General features: G+C 67.1%; 14 protein-coding genes and 1 pseudogene. 8 read left to right on the top strand and 7 right to left on the bottom strand.

Annotated elements, in window-relative coordinates; genetic code table 11:
* Together POR01S_RS17930 and POR01S_RS17925 are read right to left on the bottom strand one after the other, a co-directional pair.
* Positions 1-1,518, bottom strand: coding sequence for an aldehyde dehydrogenase family protein (locus tag POR01S_RS17930; RefSeq protein WP_152643573.1), 1,518 nt, complete (start codon positions 1,516-1,518; stop codon positions 1-3).
* A 2-nt stretch (positions 1,519-1,520) separates the two neighbouring features.
* Entirely contained in the window at positions 1,521-2,477 is a 957-nt protein-coding gene (locus POR01S_RS17925) for an NAD(P)-dependent oxidoreductase (RefSeq protein ID WP_255211838.1), read from the bottom strand.
* Positions 2,478-2,754: 277 nt separating this feature from the next.
* On the opposite strand from POR01S_RS17925, the gene urtA reads away from it, so the two are divergent.
* The 7 genes from urtA (at position 2,755) to POR01S_RS17890 (ending at position 10,186) form a co-directional block, all read left to right on the top strand.
* Positions 2,755-4,029: an urea ABC transporter substrate-binding protein gene (gene urtA, locus POR01S_RS17920; protein WP_027601065.1), complete on the top strand. Its 1,275-nt coding sequence runs from the start codon at positions 2,755-2,757 to the stop codon at positions 4,027-4,029.
* Positions 4,030-4,452: 423 nt separating this feature from the next.
* On the top strand, positions 4,453-6,021 hold the full coding sequence (gene urtB / locus POR01S_RS17915; protein WP_042137378.1) for an urea ABC transporter permease subunit UrtB: 1,569 nt from the start codon (positions 4,453-4,455) through the stop codon (positions 6,019-6,021).
* The gene (gene urtC / locus POR01S_RS17910; RefSeq protein WP_027598821.1) at positions 6,018-7,097 is read left to right on the top strand and encodes an urea ABC transporter permease subunit UrtC; all 1,080 of its coding nucleotides are present in this window, start codon (positions 6,018-6,020) and stop codon (positions 7,095-7,097) included. Before urtB ends, urtC begins: the two co-directional genes overlap by 4 nt.
* Complete coding sequence (gene urtD / locus POR01S_RS17905) at positions 7,094-7,939, top strand: urea ABC transporter ATP-binding protein UrtD (protein ID WP_027601067.1); 846 nt, start codon at positions 7,094-7,096, stop codon at positions 7,937-7,939. The genes urtC and urtD overlap by 4 nt, the downstream gene beginning before the upstream one ends.
* A gap of 99 nt (positions 7,940-8,038) precedes the next feature.
* Positions 8,039-8,737, top strand: coding sequence for an urea ABC transporter ATP-binding subunit UrtE (gene urtE, locus POR01S_RS17900; RefSeq protein WP_027601068.1), 699 nt, complete (start codon positions 8,039-8,041; stop codon positions 8,735-8,737).
* A 146-nt stretch (positions 8,738-8,883) separates the two neighbouring features.
* The gene (gene aroQ / locus POR01S_RS17895; RefSeq protein WP_042137376.1) at positions 8,884-9,327 is read left to right on the top strand and encodes a type II 3-dehydroquinate dehydratase; all 444 of its coding nucleotides are present in this window, start codon (positions 8,884-8,886) and stop codon (positions 9,325-9,327) included.
* Between the two features lie 4 nt (positions 9,328-9,331).
* Entirely contained in the window at positions 9,332-10,186 is an 855-nt protein-coding gene (locus POR01S_RS17890; RefSeq protein ID WP_042137373.1) for a shikimate dehydrogenase, read from the top strand.
* A 93-nt stretch (positions 10,187-10,279) separates the two neighbouring features.
* Here POR01S_RS17890 and POR01S_RS23495 read toward each other — a convergent pair.
* Positions 10,280-10,734 (bottom strand): annotated as a pseudogene (locus POR01S_RS23495) (REP-associated tyrosine transposase).
* A gap of 123 nt (positions 10,735-10,857) precedes the next feature.
* Positions 10,858-13,125 carry a YgiQ family radical SAM protein gene (locus POR01S_RS17885; protein WP_027598826.1) on the bottom strand — a complete coding sequence of 756 codons (2,268 nt, stop codon included), beginning with the start codon at positions 13,123-13,125 and terminating at the stop codon, positions 10,858-10,860.
* Between the two features lie 358 nt (positions 13,126-13,483).
* Here POR01S_RS17885 and POR01S_RS17880 point away from each other — a divergent pair, with 358 nt between their 5' ends.
* The gene (locus tag POR01S_RS17880; RefSeq protein ID WP_007161139.1) at positions 13,484-14,860 is read left to right on the top strand and encodes an amino acid permease; all 1,377 of its coding nucleotides are present in this window, start codon (positions 13,484-13,486) and stop codon (positions 14,858-14,860) included.
* A 103-nt stretch (positions 14,861-14,963) separates the two neighbouring features.
* Here the strand turns inward: POR01S_RS17880 and POR01S_RS17875 are convergent, their stop codons facing one another.
* From POR01S_RS17875 to dnaB, 3 genes are all read right to left on the bottom strand, one after another.
* Positions 14,964-16,445, bottom strand: coding sequence for a glucosyltransferase domain-containing protein (locus tag POR01S_RS17875; RefSeq protein ID WP_042137371.1), 1,482 nt, complete (start codon positions 16,443-16,445; stop codon positions 14,964-14,966).
* 79 nt (positions 16,446-16,524) lie between these two features.
* Positions 16,525-17,541, bottom strand: a complete 1,017-nt coding sequence (locus POR01S_RS17870) for a D-alanine--D-alanine ligase (protein ID WP_042137369.1) — start codon at positions 17,539-17,541, stop codon at positions 16,525-16,527.
* Positions 17,541-18,935 carry a replicative DNA helicase gene (dnaB, locus tag POR01S_RS17865; RefSeq protein WP_007161142.1) on the bottom strand — a complete coding sequence of 465 codons (1,395 nt, stop codon included), beginning with the start codon at positions 18,933-18,935 and terminating at the stop codon, positions 17,541-17,543. Before dnaB ends, POR01S_RS17870 begins: the two co-directional genes overlap by 1 nt.
* Between the last annotated feature and the right edge of the window lie 83 nt (positions 18,936-19,018).

The following is a 19,018-nucleotide window of genomic DNA, read 5'->3' as shown; positions in this document are numbered from 1 at the left end:
CTACTCCAGGCTGGCGCCGTAGCCGAAGCCGGCGGCGGGAACGGCGGCGGTTTCCACCCAGACGCTCTTCACCTCGCTGTATTCGCGCAGGGCGTCGAGGCCGGAGGAGCGACCGTAGCCGCTCTCGCCATAGCCGCCGAAGGGCGAGCTGACGTGGATGGTCTTGTAGCCGTTGACCCAGAAGGTGCCGGCGCGCACGCCACGGGCCACCCGGTGGGCGCGCCCGACGTCACGGGTCCAGACCGCGCCGGCCAGGCCGAAGCGACTGTCGTTGGCGATGCGGATGGCGTCGGCCTCGTCCTTGAAGGGAATGGCCACCACCACCGGCCCGAAGATCTCTTCCTGGGCGCAGCTCAGGCCATTGTGGCCGGCCAGTACCGTGGGATTGACGTAGTAGCCGGTCCCGGCGGGCAGCGGCTCGACGCCATTGGCGACATGCCGCGCGCCCTCGCCCAGGGCGCCTTCCACCATGGTGCGCACATGGGCGAATTGCTTGGCGTTGTGGATCGGACCGATCTGGGTCTCGGGATCGCTCGGGTCACCCACCTTGAACTGGCTGGCGGCGCGGGCCACCGCCTGGATGAAGCGCTCGTAGATGGATTCCTGCACCAGCAGCCGCGAACCCGAGACGCAACTCTGGCCGGCGCCGGAAAAGATCGCCGCCTGGGCGCCGCGCACGGCCAGGTCCAGGTCGGCGTCTTCGAAGACGATGTTGGCCGACTTGCCGCCGAGCTCCAGCACCACCGGGATGCAGCGCTGGGCCGCGGCGGCGGCGATGTGCCGGCCGGTGGCCGGCGAGCCGACGAAGACCACCTTGCGGATGTCGGCATGGGCGATCACCTGCTGGCCCACGGTATGACCCTGGCCGGCGAGCACGTTGACCAGGCCCTTGGGCGCGCCGGCGCGTTCCACCAGCACGCCGAGCAGCAGCGAGGTCACCGGGGTCAGCTCGGACGGCTTGAGGATCACCGCGTTGCCGGCGGTGATGGCCGGGGCGATCTGCCAGCCGCCGGTGAAGATGGGCGCGTTCCAGGGGGTGATCTGCAGCACCGTGCCCAGGGGTTCGTAGGTCACGTAGTTGAGATGACTGGTGGGCACCGGGATGACTTCGCCGTGCAGCTTGTCGGCCCAGCCGGCGTAGTACTCGAACATCTCGGCGACCTTGAGCACCTCGACGCGGGCATCACGGATCGGCTTGTTGGCGGTCTGGGATTCCAGTTGCGCCAAAACCTCGGCTTCCTCGCGGATCAGGGCGCCGACCCGGTAGATGATGCGCCCGCGCGCCTGGGCGGTCAGGGCGCGCCATTCCTCGCGCGCCCGGCGGGCGGCGGTATCGGCGCGCTCGACCACGGCCAGGTCGGCGTCGGGGTAGCTGTAGGCGGGGCTGTCGTCATGGGCGTTGCGCACGGTGATCCGCTCGCCGCTGCCGTCGACGAAGGTGCCGTCCACAAAGCTGGCGACCTGCTGGCGGTCGCCCCAGAAGGGCTTGAGCAATTCCAGTGTCTTGGAGTCCATCATGATCATTCCCCCTTGCCGAACAGGTCTTCGCTGGTACGTCGTGCGATGGCGCAGAAATCCTCGCCATCGGCCAGGGTCTCGGCGCTGGCCTTCCAGGCCTGGGCCGTAGCCGCGGCCAGTGGCAGGTCGAGGCCGAGTTCGGCGATGAGCTGCTGGGCCAGGCCCACGTCCTTGCGCATCAGGCCCATGGTGAAGCCGGAGTCGTAGGCCTTGTTCAGCACCCAGGTGGGGAACATGCCCTGGCTGGCGGCGCTGCGCCCGGAACCGGCATTGATGCCTTCGAGCAGCTTTTCCGGGGCGACGCCGGCACGGGCGGCCATGGTGACGGCTTCTGCGGTGGTGATCAGGTGCGCCGCGGCCAGGAGGTTGTTGGCGATCTTGGCGATGTTGCCGGCACCCACGGCGCCGATATGCACCCGGGTCGCGCTCATGGCTTCCAGCGCCGGCAGCGCCTTGGCCAGGGCCGCCTCGCTGCCGCCGATCACCATGGTCATGGTGCCGGCCGCGGCACCGGCGGGGCCGCCGGAAACCGGGGCATCGAGGAAGTCGGCGCCGACCTCGGCGAAGGCCGCCGCCACCCGGCGACTGGTCTCCGGGGTGGAGGTGGTGGTGTCGACCACCACGGTGCCCGGTCGCACGCGGCTGACCAGACCCGCCTCGCCCAGGCACACGGCCTCGACATGCTCGGCCTTGGGCAGCGACAGCACGATGACGTCGCTGCTGGCGGCCAGGGCCGCCAGGTCGCCGGCGATGGCCACGCCCTGGGCGGCGACCCGCTCGCAGGCGGCGCTGGAAGGATCCAGTCCGGTGACGGTCACGCCCTTGCGCGCCAGGGTGATCGCCATGTTGCCGCCCATGTTGCCGAGTCCGATGACCCCGACCTGCCTGCCCATGCCTTGTTCCTCTGCTTCGAATTGGCGGTGACCGACCCGGTGGCCGGCCCCTTGGCGATCGAGTATGGGAGGCCCCAGGCATCACCACCAATACGGCATTCGGACTTTCATGTTGCGCAAAAGGCAACGCGAGCCAGAGGCACCAGCATCGTGCAAAGGCGCGATTCAAGGGCACTGCCCAGCCCCAGACCGGTGCAGGGCGACCGACCGCGAAGTCACCGCCGAGGCCGAGGCGCCAGTCCCTATGCGTCTCGCCGACGCCTGGCACAGTTCCTGAAAAGGCGCCCTGGCTGGCCAGCAGTCCAGCCCAACAACAGCGCACGTTCGCTTAGGAGCCTTTCGCATGAAGCGCCGCCCACTACTGAAGACCACCCTTGCCGCGTCCGCTCTGCTCATGAGCGGTCTGTTTCCCTGGAGTGCCGCCCACGCCGCGGACACCATCAAGGTCGGTATCCTGCATTCGCTGTCCGGCACCATGGCCATCTCCGAGACCTCGCTCAAGGACATGGCGCTGATGACCATCGACGAGATCAACGCCAAGGGCGGGGTACTGGGCAAGAAGCTGGAACCGGTGGTAGTGGATCCGGCCTCCAACTGGCCGCTGTTCGCCGAGAAGGCGCGCCAGCTGGTGACCCAGGACAAGGTCGCGGTCACCTTCGGCTGCTGGACCTCGGTCTCGCGCAAATCGGTCCTGCCGGTCTATGAAGAACTCAACGGCCTGCTGTTCTACCCGGTGCAGTACGAAGGCGAAGAGATGTCGCCCAACGTCTTCTACACCGGCGCGGCGCCGAACCAGCAGGCCATCCCGGCAGTGGAATACCTGATGAGCGAAGAAGGCGGGGCCGCCAAGCGCTTCTTCCTGCTGGGCACCGACTACGTCTATCCGCGCACCACCAACAAGATTCTGCGCTCCTTCCTGCACAGCAAGGGCGTGCAGGACAAGGACATCGAAGAGGTCTACACCCCCTTCGGCCACAGCGATTACCAGACCATCGTCGCCAACATCAAGAAATTCTCCGCCGGCGGCAAGACCGCGGTGGTCTCCACCATCAACGGCGACTCCAACGTGCCCTTCTACAAGGAACTGGGCAACCAGGGCCTGAAGGCCACCGACGTGCCGGTGGTGGCCTTCTCGGTGGGCGAGGAAGAACTGCGCGGCATCGACACCAAGCCGCTGGTGGGCCAGCTGGCCGCCTGGAACTACTTCGAGTCGCTGGATAACCCGGTGAACAAGAAGTTCGTCGAGGCCTGGAAGGCCTACGCCAAGGCCAAGAACCTGCCCAACTACCAGACCGCCGTGACCAACGACCCCATGGAAGCCACCTACATCGGCATCCACATGTGGGCCCAGGCGGTGGAAAAGGCCGGCAGCACCGACGTCGACAAGGTGCGCAAGGCCATGGCCGGCCAGACCTTCGCCGCGCCGGACGGCTACACCGTGAAGATGGACGAGAAGAACCATCACCTGCACAAGCCGGTGATGATCGGCGAGGTCCAGGACGACGGCCAGTTCAACGTCGTCTGGCAGACCGAGGGCCCGGTCCGCGCCCAGCCCTGGAGCCCCTACATCCCCGGCAACGACAAGAAATCCGACGAACCGGTGAAGAGCGGCCAGTAACGGCCCGCCTCACTCCCGGCCCCTCACTCCGAGGGTAGGGGAGCGAAGCCTGCAAGGTGGCACCTCGCTCTTGCCCCCTCTCCCCCCGGGAGAGGGTTGGGGTGAGGGCAACAGGCGCACCGAAGCCAACAGTTCTTCCCCTCTCTTTGGCAGAGGGCCGGGGTAAAGGCAAAAGGCGCTCCAAGGCCAACAGCTCTTCCCCCGCTCTTCTAGGGAGAGGACCAAGGCGCTTCCCGCCAGAACCGGAAGCGCCCGCACCACCAACGCTCCGCTCCGCCCCCTCTCCCCCTGGGAGAGGGCCGGGGTGAGGGCCCGCCAGCGCACCCGGCCAGACCGCCGGACGCCGGCACCAGAAACGAGGCCACGCCCGCCCTCTCCCGGGAGACGCCGGGCAGGAGCCTTTACCCACCCACGAGGCCGAGTATGTCCCTACGCCTTTTTCTACTGCCCCTGCTGTTGCTGCTCATGGGCACCGCCCAGGCCGGCCCCGCCGCCGACCTGGCCGCCGCCAGCGCCAACGACCAGGCCAAACTCCTCCAGGACTGGGCCGCCGCGCCCGATCCCGCCCAGCTCCCGGTGCTCCAGGCACTGCAGGACGGCCGCTTCTATGTCGATGAAGACAAGCGGCCCTTCTACAAGACCGGCGACAGCTACAGCGCCGCCGAAGGCGACGCCACCCCTCCCACCGGCACACCCAAGCCGGTACGCCTGAACAACCGTCTGCGCATCCTCATCGGCGCCGCCCAGGCCAGCGGCGGGCTGCTGTCGCCCGATGCCAGCGTGCGCCTGGCCGCCGCCCAGGCCCTGCGCCAGGAGGCCAAGCCCGAGCAGCGTGCCTTCCTGGAAAAGCGCCTGCAGAACGAAGCCGACAAGGACGTCAAAGGCGCCCTTGCCGCCGCCCTGGCCAATCTGCAGCTGACCGACCCCGATCCCGCCGTGCGCCTGGCCGCGGTGCGGCTGCTCGGCGAATCCGGTGAGCCCCAGGCCAAGACCCGCCTGCAGGCCCTGCTCGATCCGGCCGTGGAAGCCAACGAAGACGTCCGCAAGGCCGCTGCCACCGGCCTTGCCCAGGTGGACCGCAAGCTGCTGCTGGGCGACCTGCTCGGCCAGGCCTTCACCGGGTTGTCGCTCGGCTCCATCCTGCTGCTGGCCGCTCTGGGTCTGGCCATCACCTATGGCCTGCTCGGCGTCATCAACATGGCCCACGGCGAGATGCTGATGCTCGGCGCCTACAGCACCTATGTGGTGCAGCTGACCCTGCAACGCCTGGCGCCCGAATGGCTGGCCTGGTACCCGCTGCTGGCGCTGCCGGTGGCCTTCGCCGTCACCGCCGCCATCGGCATGGCGCTGGAGCGCACCGTGATCCGCCATCTCTATGGCCGACCGCTGGAGACCCTGCTGGCGACCTGGGGCATCAGCCTGATGCTGATCCAGGCGGTGCGGGTGCTGTTTGGCGCCCAGAACGTCGAGGTGGCCAACCCGGCCTGGCTGTCCGGCGGCATCCAGGTGCTGCCCAACCTGCTCCTGCCGTGGAACCGGGTGATCATCCTCGGCTTCGTGGTCTTCGTGCTGATCCTCACCTGGACCCTGCTGAACAAGACCCGCCTGGGCCTCAACGTGCGCGCCGTGACCCAGAATCGCAACATGGCCGCCTGCTGCGGGGTACCGACGGGTCGCATCGACATGCTCGCCTTCGGCCTCGGTTCCGGCATCGCCGGCCTCGGCGGCGTGGCTCTGTCGCAGATCGGCAACGTCGGTCCGGACCTTGGCCAGAGCTACATCATCGACTCCTTCCTGGTGGTGGTGCTCGGCGGCGTCGGCCAACTGGCCGGCAGCGTGCTGGCGGCCTTCGGCCTGGGCATCGTCAACAAGATCCTCGAACCCCAGATCGGCGCCGTGCTGGGCAAGATCCTCATCCTCGGCCTGATCATCCTGTTCATCCAGAAGCGGCCCCAGGGCCTGTTCGCCCTCAAGGGGAGGGTCATCGATTGAACCAGCCACTCGCGCTTACCGCTGTGCAGAAGGTCGGCCCGCGCCTGAGCCTGGCCGTGCTCGGCCTGGCCCTCGCCGTGCTGATCGCCCTGCCGCTCTTGTCCCTGCTGCCGGCCGACAACCCCTTCCAGGTCTCGGCCTACACCCTCACCCTGGTGGGCAAGATCCTCTGCTACGCCATCGTCGCCCTGGCGCTGGACCTGGTCTGGGGGTATGCCGGGATGCTCTCCCTCGGCCACGGGCTGTTTTTCGCCCTGGGCGGCTACGCCATGGGCATGTACCTGATGCGCCAGGCCGCCGGTGACGGTCTGCCGCCGTTCATGAGCTTTCTCTCCTGGACCCGCTATCCCTGGTTCTGGGCCGGCACCGACCACTTCCTCTGGGCGCTGTGCCTGGCGGTGCTGGCCCCCGGTCTGCTGGCCCTGGCGTTCGGCTTCTTCGCCTTCCGTTCGAAGATCAAGGGCGTCTACTTCTCGATCATGACCCAGGCGCTGACCTTTGCCGGCATGCTGCTGTTCTTTCGCAACGAGACCGGCTTCGGCGGCAACAACGGCTTCACCGGCTTCACCACCCTGCTGGGCTTTCCGGTCGCCGCCCAGGGCACCCGGGCGGTGCTCTTCCTGCTCACCGTGGCCCTGCTGGTGGCCAGCCTCTGGCTGGGCTGGCGCCTGGCGCAGAGCAAGTTCGGCCGCATCCTCACGGCGATTCGCGACGCCGAGAACCGGGTGACCTTCTGCGGCTACGATCCGCGCGGCTTCAAGCTGTTCGTCTGGGTGCTCTCGGCGGTGCTCTGCGGCCTGGCCGGGGCGCTCTACGTACCCCAGGTGGGCATCATCAACCCCAGCGAGATGGCCCCCACCAACTCCATCGAAGCGGCCATCTGGGTCGCCCTCGGCGGACGCGGCAGCCTGATCGGCCCGGTGCTCGGCGCCGGCATCGTCAACGGTGCCAAGAGCTGGTTCACCGTGGCCTTCCCGGAATACTGGCTGTTCTTTCTCGGCGCCCTGTTCATCGTCGTCACCCTCTATCTGCCGCGTGGCGTGATCGGCCTCATCAAGAAGGAGCGCGACGCATGAAAGCCGCCCCCGTACCTCCCACCGCCGCGGAAGTGCTCGATGCCGGCATCGGCGCGGAAGCCAGCGGTCTCGGCCATCGCGCCGGCACGGGCCTGGATACCCGCCACGGCACCATCCTCAGCCTGGAAGGCATCGAGGTCAGCTTCGATGGCTTCAAGGCCCTGCGCGACCTCAACCTCTACATCGGCGTCGGCGAATTGCGCTGCATCATCGGCCCCAACGGCGCCGGCAAGACCACCATGATGGACGTCATCACCGGCAAGACCCGCCCCGACCGCGGCAGCGCCTGGTTCGGCGAGACCCTGGACCTGACCCGCCTGCAACCGGTGGAAATCGCCCAGGCCGGCATCGGGCGCAAATTCCAGAAGCCCACGGTGTTCGAGGCCCTGACCGTCTGGGAAAACCTCGAGCTGGCGCAACGGACCGACAAGTCGGTCTGGGCCAGCCTGCGCGCGCGCCTCTCCGGCGAACAGCGCGACCGCTTGGAAGAGGTGCTCACCACCATCCGCCTGCAGGAATCCCGCGGCCGCACCGCTGGCCTGCTCTCCCACGGCCAGAAGCAATTCCTCGAGATCGGCATGCTGCTGGTGCAGGAGCCGCAACTGCTGCTGCTCGACGAACCCGTGGCCGGCATGACCGACGCCGAGACCGAATTCACCGCCGAGCTGTTCAAGTCGCTGGTGCCCCGGCACTCGCTGATGGTGGTGGAGCACGACATGGGCTTCGTCGGCAGCATCGCCGACCACGTCACCGTGCTGCACCAGGGCCACGTCCTCGCCGAAGGCTCGCTGGACCAGGTCCAGGCCAACGAACAGGTGATCGAGGTGTATCTGGGGCGCTAGCGCCCCAGACTTGAGAATGCGCATCGCGGCCATGGCCACGAGCGGCACCCTATCCGTAGGAGCGGCCCATGGCCGCGATAGAACCTTCCCGAGGCCCCCATGCTCCAGGTCAACGAACTCCATCAGTACTACGGCGGCAGCCACATCCTGCGTGGCCTGTCCTTCGACGCCCCCATCGGCGAGGTCACCAGCCTGCTCGGCCGCAACGGCGTCGGCAAGACCACCCTGCTGCGCTGCCTCATGGGCCTGATCCCGGCCAAGCGCGGCAGCGTCACCTGGGAAGGCCAGGACATCACCAGTCGCAAGCCGCACCAGCGCGTGCAATCCGGCATCGCCTACGTGCCCCAGGGCCGCGAGATCTTTCCGCGCCTCACCGTCGAGGAAAATCTGCTCATGGGCCTGTCGCGCTTTCCCGCCCGCGAGGCCCGCGAGGTGCCCGAGTCCATCTACGAACTCTTCCCCGTGCTGCGGCAAATGCGCCAGCGCCGCGGCGGTGACCTCTCCGGCGGCCAGCAGCAGCAACTGGCCATCGGCCGCGCCCTGGCCAGCCGCCCGCGACTGCTGATCCTCGACGAACCCACCGAAGGCATCCAGCCCTCGGTGATCAAGGAGATCGGCACCGTTATCGCCCACCTCGCCAAGCGTGGCGACATGGCCATCCTGCTGGTGGAGCAGTTCTACGACTTCGCCAGCGAGCTGGCCGACGGCTATCTGGTGATGTCCCGTGGCGAGATCGTCCAGCGCGGTCGCGGCGCCGACATGGAGGCCGAAGGGGTACGAGGACTGGTGGCGATCTGAGCCACCAAGGTCGATAATCGAACGCTTCCGCGACCTGCTCGGCCGCCCGCCCGTTCGCCTCGATTGACGAAATTAACCGACTGGTACATTTTCTCTCCAGCGCCGGGCAGCGCCTGCCCGGCAAGACCCCAAGAGAGAAGGCTGTCATGTCCTCCCGTCGCATCCTGGTCCTCAACGGACCCAACCTCAACCTGCTCGGCACCCGCGAACCCGCCACCTACGGCCACGAGACCCTGGCCGACGTCGCCCGGCTGTGTGCCGAGACCGCCGCCGCCGAGGGGTACGAGGTGGATTTCCGCCAGACCAACCACGAAGGCGAATTGCTCGACTGGATCCACGCGGCCCGCGGCGCCTATGCCGGGGTGGTGATCAATCCCGCCGCCTGGACCCACACCTCGGTGGCCCTCCGCGATGCCCTGGTGGCCAGCGAGTTGCCGGTCTACGAGGTGCACCTGTCCAACGTGCATCGCCGCGAAGCCTTCCGTCACCATTCCTATGTCTCGGGCATCGCCGTCGGCGTCATCTGCGGCCTCGGCAGCCAGGGGTATCGCGCCGCCATCAGCGCCCTCATCGCCCACCAGGGAAACTAACGCCATGACAGCACCCAAATCCATTCTCGCCGGCCTCATCGGCGCCGGCATCCAGGCTTCGCTGACGCCCGCCATGCACGAACGCGAAGGCGACGCCCAGGGCCTCAGATACCTCTACCGCCTGATCGACCTGGACGTGCTCGGCCTCTCCGCCGACGCCCTGCCCGAGCTGCTGCAGGCCGCCCAGCGCACCGGCTTCACCGGTCTCAACATCACCTTTCCCTGCAAGCAGGCGATCATCCCGCTGCTCGACGACCTCTCCCCCGAGGCGCGCGGCATCGGCGCGGTGAACACCGTGGTGCTGGCCGACGGCCGCACTGTGGGCCACAACACCGACTGCCTGGGCTTCGCCGAAGGCTTTCGCCGCGGCCTGCCGGACGTGGCCAAGCGGCTGGTAGTGCAGTTGGGCGCTGGCGGCGCCGGCAGCGCCGTGGCCCACGCCCTGCTCGCCGAGGGGGTGGACCAGCTGTTCATCTTCGACGTCGAGGCCGAGCGCGCCCAGGCGCTGGTGGACAACCTGACCCGCCACTTCGGCCCCGGGCGCGCCGCGGTCGGCACCGACCGGGCCGCCGCGGTAGCCGCCGCCGATGGCCTGGTCAACACCTCGCCGGTGGGCATGGCCAAGCTGCCCGGCATGCCACTGCCGGCCGAGTTGCTGCATCCCGGCCTGTGGGTCGCAGAAATCATCTACTTCCCGCTGGAGACCGAACTGCTGCGCCAGGCCCGCGCCCTCGGCTGCCGCACCCTGGACGGCGGCACCATGGCCGTGTTCCAGGCGGTCAAGGCCTTCGAACTCTTCAGCGGCCGCAGCGCCAACGCCGACCGCATGCAGGCCCACTTCGCCGAATTGCGCGGTTGATAGCACGTTTGATCGCGGCCATGGGCCGCTCCTACAGGCTCCGATATGCCCCGTAGGAGCGGCCCATGGCCGCGATAATTTCCGCGCAACCATCTACAACCACACCGCATCCCAAAACGGATAATCACGCGCCCGCTTCACCAACCCCACCCTTACCGGATTGGCGACGATGTACGGGCCACCGCCTGGACATCTTCTTCGGCTCTCAGACCATGGTCATGATAGGCCGACGCTCACACAGCCCCTTTGGTATTGCGGATCGCATTGACCCGACGTGCGCTTGCTGATTTGAGACGGAGCACCAGCTCGTCCAGGCTGAAACGTTCGCCAAGTGCGATGAGCCAGTGAACGTGATCCGGCATCAACACCCAGGCAAGCAGCCTGGCGTCATTGAGCAGACAAGGATCGCTAAAGGTACGGGCAGCCGTACACGCCAGATGAAAATCGGAAAAAAGCGGCTGGCGTTCCACGGTCGTAGCGGTAAGGAGATACAGCTGGCCAGGCAGAGAAACCCGGCCCCTGCGTAGCGCCGCATGACGTGATGACATCGCTCGTCCTTGAGTGATGAAGACAATTCAAGATCTTAATCGCGGCCATGGCGGTCCGCCGATGCGGCCGCTCCTACAAAAGCATCGCTCTCTGTAGGAGCGGCCCATGGCCGCGATAGAACCCTACCGCGGCATGTTCGGCTGGCGCCGCGACTTCTTGCGCGGACCGCCCTTGGCGTAGCCGGCGGCCTGGCCTTCCTGGCCCTTGTCCCAGGCCTTGCTGCCGTCGCTGGCGCGGGGCGGCAGGCCGTTGTGCTGGGTCAGGATGCGCCCAGCGCCGGTGCCGGCCTTCTTGCTGCCCACCGGGGTGGAATTCTTGCGTCGCGCGCTCTGGTAACCGGTGTCGCCCACCGGCTGGGTGGCCGGGATCAGCTGGTGCTTGCCCGGCCCGATCAGGTCGGCACGGCCCATCTCCTTGAGCGCCTCGCGCAGCATCGGCCAGCCCTTGGGATCGTGGTAACGCAGGAAGGCCTTGTGCAGGCGGCGCTGCTGGTCGCTCTTGACGATGGTCACGCCATCGCTCTTGTAGGTGACCTTGCGCAGCGGATTCTTGCCCGAGTGGTACATGGCCGTGGCGGTGGCCATCGGCGAGGGATAGAAGGCCTGCACCTGGTCCGCACGGAAGCCGTTGCGCTTGAGCCAGAGGGCGAGGTTCATCATGTCCTCGTCCGTGGTACCCGGATGCGCGGCGATGAAGTACGGGATCAGGTACTGCTCCTTGCCCGCCTCCTTGGTGTACTTCTCGAACATCTGCTTGAAGCGGTCGTAGCTGCCGATGCCGGGCTTCATCATCTTGTCCAGCGGACCGCGCTCGGTGTGCTCGGGCGCGATCTTCAGGTAGCCGCCGACATGGTGGGTGACCAGTTCCTTGACGTACTCGGGCGATTCCACAGCCAGGTCGTATCTCAGCCCCGAGGCGATCAGGATCTTCTTCACCCCCGGCAGTGCCCGCGCCTTGCGGTAGAGCTCGATCAAGGACGAGTGATCGGTGTTGAGGTTCTCGCAGATGCCGGGGAACACGCACGACGGCTTGCGGCAGTGGCGCTCGATCTCCGGGTCCTTGCAAGCGATGCGGTACATGTTGGCGGTCGGCCCGCCGAGGTCCGAGACCACGCCGGTAAAGCCCGGTACCTTGTCGCGCATCTCCTCGATCTCACGGATGATCGAGTCATGGGAGCGATTCTGGATGATCCGGCCTTCGTGCTCGGTGATGGAGCAGAAGGTGCAGCCACCAAAGCAGCCACGCATGATGTTCACCGAGAAACGGATCATCTCGTAGGCCGGGATCTTTTCCTTGCCATAGGCCGGGTGCGGCACGCGCGCATAGGGCATGCCGAACACGTAGTCCATTTCCTCGGTGGTCATGGGGATGGGCGGCGGCGTGAACCAGACGTCCACGTCGCCATGCCGCTGCACCAGCGCCCGGGCGTTGCCCGGGTTGGTTTCCAGGTGAAGCACCCGGTTGGCGTGGGCATAGAGCACCGGGTCGTTGCGCACCTTCTCGAAGGACGGCAGGCGGATCACCGTCTTGTCGCGGGTCATGCGCGGGCTTTCCAGCAACTGCACCACCTTGGCTTCGTTGGGATCCTCAACCTCACCCTTGGCTTGCTCGATGGCGCAGGCCTCGGTGTCCTGGGTGTTCACATAGGGATTGATGATCTTGTCGACGCGACCGGGACGGTCGATGCGGGTCGAGTCGACCTCGAACCAGCCCTCGGGCGTATCGCGACGGATGAAGGCGGTGCCGCGCACATCGGTGATGGACTCGACGCGCTCGCCACGCGACAGGCGCTGGGCGATCTCCACCACCGCCCGCTCGGCGTTGCCATAGAGCAGGATGTCGGCGGTGGCGTCCATCAGGATCGAGCGGCGGACCTTGTCCTGCCAGTAGTCGTAGTGGGCGATCCGGCGCAGCGAGGCCTCGATGCCGCCGAGCACGATCGGCACGTGGCTGTAGGCCTCCTTGCAGCGCTGGCTGTAGACCAGGCTGGCGCGATCCGGTCGCTTGCCGGCGACGTTGCCCGGGGTATAGGCATCGTCGGACCGGACCTTCTTGTCCGCGGTGTAGCGGTTGATCATGGAGTCCATGTTACCCGCGGCCACCCCGAAGAACAGATTCGGCTCGCCGAGCTTCATGAAGTCGTCCTTCGACTGCCAGTCCGGCTGGGCGATGATGCCCACGCGGAAGCCCTGGGCCTCCAGCAGCCGGCCGATGATGGCCATGCCAAAGGACGGATGATCGACGTAGGCGTCCCCGGTGACGATGATGATGTCGCAGCTGTCCCAGCCGAGTTGCTCCATCTCCGCCCGACTCATGGGCAGGAAGGGTGCAGGACCAAAGCACTCGGCCCAGTATTTCGGATAGTCGAACAGCGGCGTGGCGGCTTGCATGGCAGCTTCCGGGAAAGGGGGGTTTTTAGGAGGGCGCGAAGAATAGCACAAAAAATGACCAGTTCAGCCCCCGGACATCGATTGCCTTTGGCTATCGACGGTGGCTCTGGACCCGCCCTCACCCCAACCCTCTCCCCGGGGGAGAGGGGGCAAAAGCACACCGCGCAGCTATTTGTCCCCTTCCCTTGGGGAGAGAGGGCCATCAGGGAGACTCACCGGCAACCCCCGCCACGCTACGCTCTTCCCCCTCGCCCCCAGGGAGAGGGCGGGGGTGAGGGAAAGCCCACTCAGCGGCCTCACTCGACAGGAGTGCTACCATAGCCGCCCGCTCCCCTTCACCACCGAGACGCCCCCGTCCATGTCCCAGCCCCAACCCGCCGCCGGCCAGTTGCAGCGCGGCCTGAAGAATCGTCATATCCAGCTGATCGCCCTCGGCGGAGCCATCGGCACCGGTCTGTTCCTCGGCTCGGCCGGGGTGCTGAAATCCGCCGGTCCGGCGATGATCCTCGGCTACGCCATCGCCGGCTTCATCGCCTTCCTGATCATGCGCCAGCTCGGCGAGATGATCGTCGAGGAACCCGTCGCCGGCTCCTTCAGCCACTTCGCCAGTCGCTACTGGGGCCGCTTCCCGGGCTTTCTCTCCGGCTGGAACTACTGGGTGCTCTATGTGCTGGTGGGCATGTCGGAGCTCACCGCGGTGGGCAAGTACGTGCAGTACTGGTGGCCCGAGGTGCCGACCTGGGCCAGCGCCCTGGTGTTCTTCGTGCTGGTCAACGCCATCAACCTGTTCAACGTGAAGGCCTTTGGCGAGACCGAGTTCTGGTTCGCGCTGATCAAGGTGGTGGCCATCCTCGGCATGATGGCCTTCGGGCTCTGGCTGCTGGTCAGTGGCAGCGGCGGTCCCGAGGCCTCGGTGAGCAATCTCTGGAGTCATGGCGGCTTCCTGCCCAACGGCTGGAGCGGTCTGTTCGCCGTGCTGGCGATCATCATGTTTTCCTTCGGCGGCCTGGAACTGGTGGGCATCACCGCCGCCGAAGCCGACCAGCCGCGCAGCGTGATCCCCAAGGCCATCAACCAGGTGGTCTGGCGCATCCTGATCTTCTATGTCGGCGCCCTGACCATCCTTTTGTCGCTGCATCCCTGGGACGAACTGGTGCGCAGCATCGGCGCCGGCGGTGACGACTACGCCGGCAGTCCCTTCGTGCAGACCTTCGCCCTGCTCGGCAGCGACACCGCCGCTCACCTGCTCAACTTCGTGGTGCTGACCGCGGCGCTGTCGGTCTACAACAGCGGCGTCTACTGCACCAGCCGCATGCTCTACGGCCTGGCGGAACAGGGCGACGCCCCGCGCGCCCTGCTGCGCACCAATCGCCGTGGCGTGCCGCTGCTGGGTATCGCGGTGTCCTCGGCGGTGACCCTGCTCTGCGTGGTGGTCAACTACCTGCTGCCGCAGAATGCCCTGGAGCTGCTGATGTCGCTGGTGGTGGCCTCGCTGGTGATCGCCTGGGCGCTGATCAGCCTGACCCACCTGAAATTCCGCGCCGCCCAGCGCCAGGCCGGGCGCACCTCGCACTTCCCGGCCTTCTGGTCGCCCTTCGCCAACTGGCTGTGCCTGGCCTTCGTCGGCATGATCCTGGTGCTGATGCTGCGCATCCCCGGCATCGCCGTCTCGGTCTATGCCATCCCGGTCTGGCTGGCCTTCCTGTTCCTCTGCTACCGGCTGCGCCGCGGCTGATCGCTACGGGTAGTTGGGCTGAGCGCAAGCGAAGCCCAACACCTGGGGTAGGCACCGATCGTTGGGCTTCGACGATGGAGCCGTCTCAGCCCAACCTACCTCCCTACTCGAACGGCACCCAGGGCCTTTGCGGCTTCATGATGATGCAGCCGTCCTCGCCCACCGCCCAGATGTCGTAGAAGCGATTGTCCACCAGTCGCGTGGCGGCACCGGGCACGGCCACCCGCTGGGTGCAGCTGTCGCTGTCGGCATCGTCGATCACCCCCAGATCCAGCAGGCGTTCGGCGATCATGAAGTTGCCCGGCGACAGGCCGAGGATGAAGGGCAGGACCGGCACCTGCTCGAAGGTCTTCTGCGCCAGCGGCAGCCAGGCCACCTCCAGCGGACCTCCGGTCCAGAGCAGCCGCTTGAGCGGCCGCAGCTCCGGAAGGCTGCTGAGGTCATGGTGCAGTTCCTGGACGAAACCGCGCTCGAAGGTCTTTTGCGCCGAGAGCACCTGGCCATAGGCATAGGCCAGCGACAGCATCCACAGCACGGGCAGCACCAGCAGCCAGGTCAGCCGTGGCTGGAGGCGCTCCAGCAGGTCGTGGGCCAGCAGCAGGGCCAGGGTCAGGATGACCGCCAGGCCCATCAGGGTGCGCGCCTCGAGGATGAAATCGCTGAACAGCAGGGTGATGCCGGCCACGCAGGCGGCCAGCACCGGCAGCGTCGCGCCGTACAGCAGCAGGGGCAGCAGCGCCCGGCGGCCATAGGCGCGGGCATAGGTCAGGCCGCCCAGGCCATAGCCGATCGCCGCCAGCCCACCAAACAGCCACCACAGCCAGAGATTGCCGGGGGTGACCAGCAGGCCGACGCTCTGCAGCACCTCGCCCAGCCGATGCCAGAGCTCGGGCAGCACCTGGCCACCCACACCGGCGTGTCGCGTGGTCGCCATCAGCTGATAGGCGGTGAGGAAGTAGAGGGCGCAACCCAGCAGCAACTGCAGGCCCTGGCGCAGCACCAGCCGCAGGGCCTGCGCCGGGGCCTCGCGGCGTTGCACGGCGCGGATGAACTCCAGGCAGCAGAGGCCGACGAAGACATTGAGGGCCACCTGGTAGAAAGCGACGGCCGCCGCCAGCAGCGCCGCCGGCACCAGCAGCGCCAGCACGGTGTGACGACTGCGAAAGATCGCCGCATAGATCACCGCCACCAGACTCAGGGCCATGGTCGGGCCATCGTACTGGTAGGTCAGGTTGCCCAGCCAGAACGGCGAGAACCACAGCGGCAGCAGGGCCAGGCACTGGGTCGGTCGCGGCGCGCCGAAGCAGTGCCTGGCCAGATCGGTCAGGGCCCAGGTCGCGGCGGCGCAGGCGATCAGCAGCGGCAGGGGGAAGAGGTTGAGGGTACTGCCGCTGAAGGTCAGCAGCCGATAGAAGACCTCGGTGAGCACCCGCCCCTGCTGGCGCCACTCCGGGCCGTTCTCCAGCTGGATGCGCCAGTTGTCATCGACATAGGGAAAGTCGACCAGGATGAAGGGCAGGACGAACAGCAGCAGTGCGGAAAGGAACAGCGCCCGGGTCTGCACCGGGGTGAGCGTCTGGGGCATGGCGGCGGATCCGGATCCGGCTTCGACGGGAGACGCAGCCGCCACCACCCGAAGCGATAGCGGCGCCGGCTGCGTGGGGTCAGTCCTGCAGGGCCAGCTGGCAGATGCGCTCGCAGAGTTCGTCGAAGTCGATGCCCATGGCCGCGGCCGATTGCGGCAGCAGACTGGTGGCGGTCATGCCCGGCAGCGTGTTGACCTCCAGACACCAGAGCCGTCCCTCGGCGTCCAGGCGGAAGTCGGCGCGACTGTAGCCGTCGAGCTTGAGCGCCCGATGCGCGGCCAGGGCCAGCCGGCGCGCTTCCTCGGCGATCTCCGCGGAGACCTCGGCCGGAAAGACTTCCACAGCGCCCTTGGGCTGGTATTTGCTGGTGTAGTCGAACACGCCACTCTGGCCGAGGACGATCTCGCCCACCGCCAGTGGCTGGTCGCCCAGTACGCCCACGGTCAGCTCGCGCCCGGCGACGAAGCGCTCGATCATCACCTCGCGGTCATAGCGCAGCGCCAGCTCGATGGCCGGTTGCAGGTCCTCGGCGCGGCTGACCTTGCTCAGGCCCACGGTGGAACCCTGCTGGCTGGGTTTGACGATCACCGGAAAGCCCAGGGTGTCGGCCACGGTCGCGGCATCCACCGGCGCCATCAGCCAGTCGGCGGTGGGTACGCCAGCGGCCCGGAACAGCCGCTTGCTGAGGTCCTTGTCCATGGCCACGGCGCTGCCCACCCGGCCGCTGCCGGTGTAGCGCAACTCGGCCAGGTCGAGCAGGGTCTGCAGGGTGCCGTTCTCGCCGGTCCCGCCGTGCAGGGCGAGGAACAGCAGATCCTGGTCGCCCAGCTGGGCACGGCTGAGCACCGCGCCGGCATCCTGGCCGCGCATCCGCACCAGGGCGGTCCGCTCCGGCGGTTCGAGGCCGACGCGGGCTTCCAGCAGGGCGCGCTCGGCGTCTTCATCGAGCAGCCCCAGGGCGGCATCCACGGTCACCACCTGATGCCCACGCCGGCGCAGCGCCGCCACCACCTGGGCACCGCTGGCGATGGACACGTCGCGTTCTTCGCTGGTGCCGCCGAGCAGGACCGCGATCTTCAGCTTGTCCTTGACCATCATTCGTCCTCGAAAACGTAGCTGCCGGGCGCGAGATTCTCGAACCGGGTGTATTTGCCGATGAAGGCCAGCCGCGTGGTACCGATCGGACCGTTACGCTGCTTGCCGATGATGATTTCCGCCACGCCCTTGTACTCGGTCTCGGGGTGGTACACCTCGTCCCGGTAGACGAACATGATGACGTCGGCGTCCTGCTCGATGGCGCCCGATTCGCGCAGGTCGGAGTTCACCGGACGCTTGTTCGGCCGCTGTTCCAGCGAGCGGTTGAGCTGGGAGAGCGCCACCACCGGGCAGTTGAATTCCTTGGCCAGGCCCTTGAGCGAGCGGGAGATCTCGGAAATCTCGTTGGTGCGGTTCTCGCCGCTGCTGCCACCGATCTGCATCAGCTGCAGGTAGTCCACCATGATCAGCGCCAGGTCGCCGTGCTCGCGCACCAGGCGCCGGGTGCGGGCGCGCATTTCCGAGGGACTGATGCCGGCGGTATCGTCGATGAACAGCTTGCGGTCGTTGAGCAGATTGACCGCCGAGGTCAGCCGCGGCCAGTCATCGTCGTCCAGCTTGCCGGAGCGCACCTTGGTCTGGTCGATGCGGCCGAGGGACGAGAGCATCCGCAGCACGATGGAGTCGGCGGGCATCTCCAGGGAGAACACCAGAACCGCCTTGTCGGTGCGCAGCACCGCGTTCTCCACCAGGTTCATGGCGAAGGTGGTCTTGCCCATGGAGGGACGGCCGGCGACGATGATCAGGTCGGCCGGCTGCAGGCCGCTGGTCTTCTCGTCCAGGTCGGCGAAGCCGGTGGACACGCCGGTGATGGCATCGCTGGAGTTGAACAGGGTATCGATGCGGTCGATGGCCTTGGTCAGGATGTCGTTGACCCCGACCGGCCCGCCAGACTTCGGCCGCGCCTCGGCGATCTCGAAGATCTTGCGCTCGGCTTCGTCGAGCAGCTCGTTGGCGCCGCGGCCTTCCGGGTTGTAGGCGCTGTCGGCGATGTCGGCGCTGATGCCGATCAGCTGGCGCAGGGTGGCCCGCTCGCGGACGATCTGCGCATAGGCCTTGATGTTGGCCACCGAGGGGGTGTTCTTGGCCAGCTCGGCCAGATAGGCCAGGCCGCCCACCTGGGGCAGCTGACCTTCGTTGTCCAGCTGTTCGGACAGGGTCACCACGTCGAACGGCTGGTTGCGCTCGGCCAGACGGGCCACGGCGCGAAAGATGAGTCTGTGGTCGTGGCGATAGAAGTCGCCATCGGACACCTGATCGAGCACGCGCTCCCAGGCGTTGTTGTCCAGCATCAGACCACCCAGCACGGCCTGTTCGGCCTCGATGGAATGCGGCGGGACCTTGAGGGCAGCGGTCTGCAGATCGTACTGCTCGGGCAGGGAAATCTCGTTCATGCGCAGGTCTTGGGCCCCCATTGCGGGCGGCGAAATGATTTTCGATAGGGCAGAAAAGACAAAGGGCACGTCACTGCCTTGGC

The sequence above is a fragment of the Pseudomonas oryzihabitans NBRC 102199 genome, from assembly GCF_000730625.1.
GTDB classification, from domain to species: Bacteria; Pseudomonadota; Gammaproteobacteria; order Pseudomonadales; family Pseudomonadaceae; genus Chryseomonas; species Chryseomonas oryzihabitans.
Note: the sequence above shows the minus strand (reverse complement) of the source record. Positions and strands in the feature narration are given on the sequence as shown.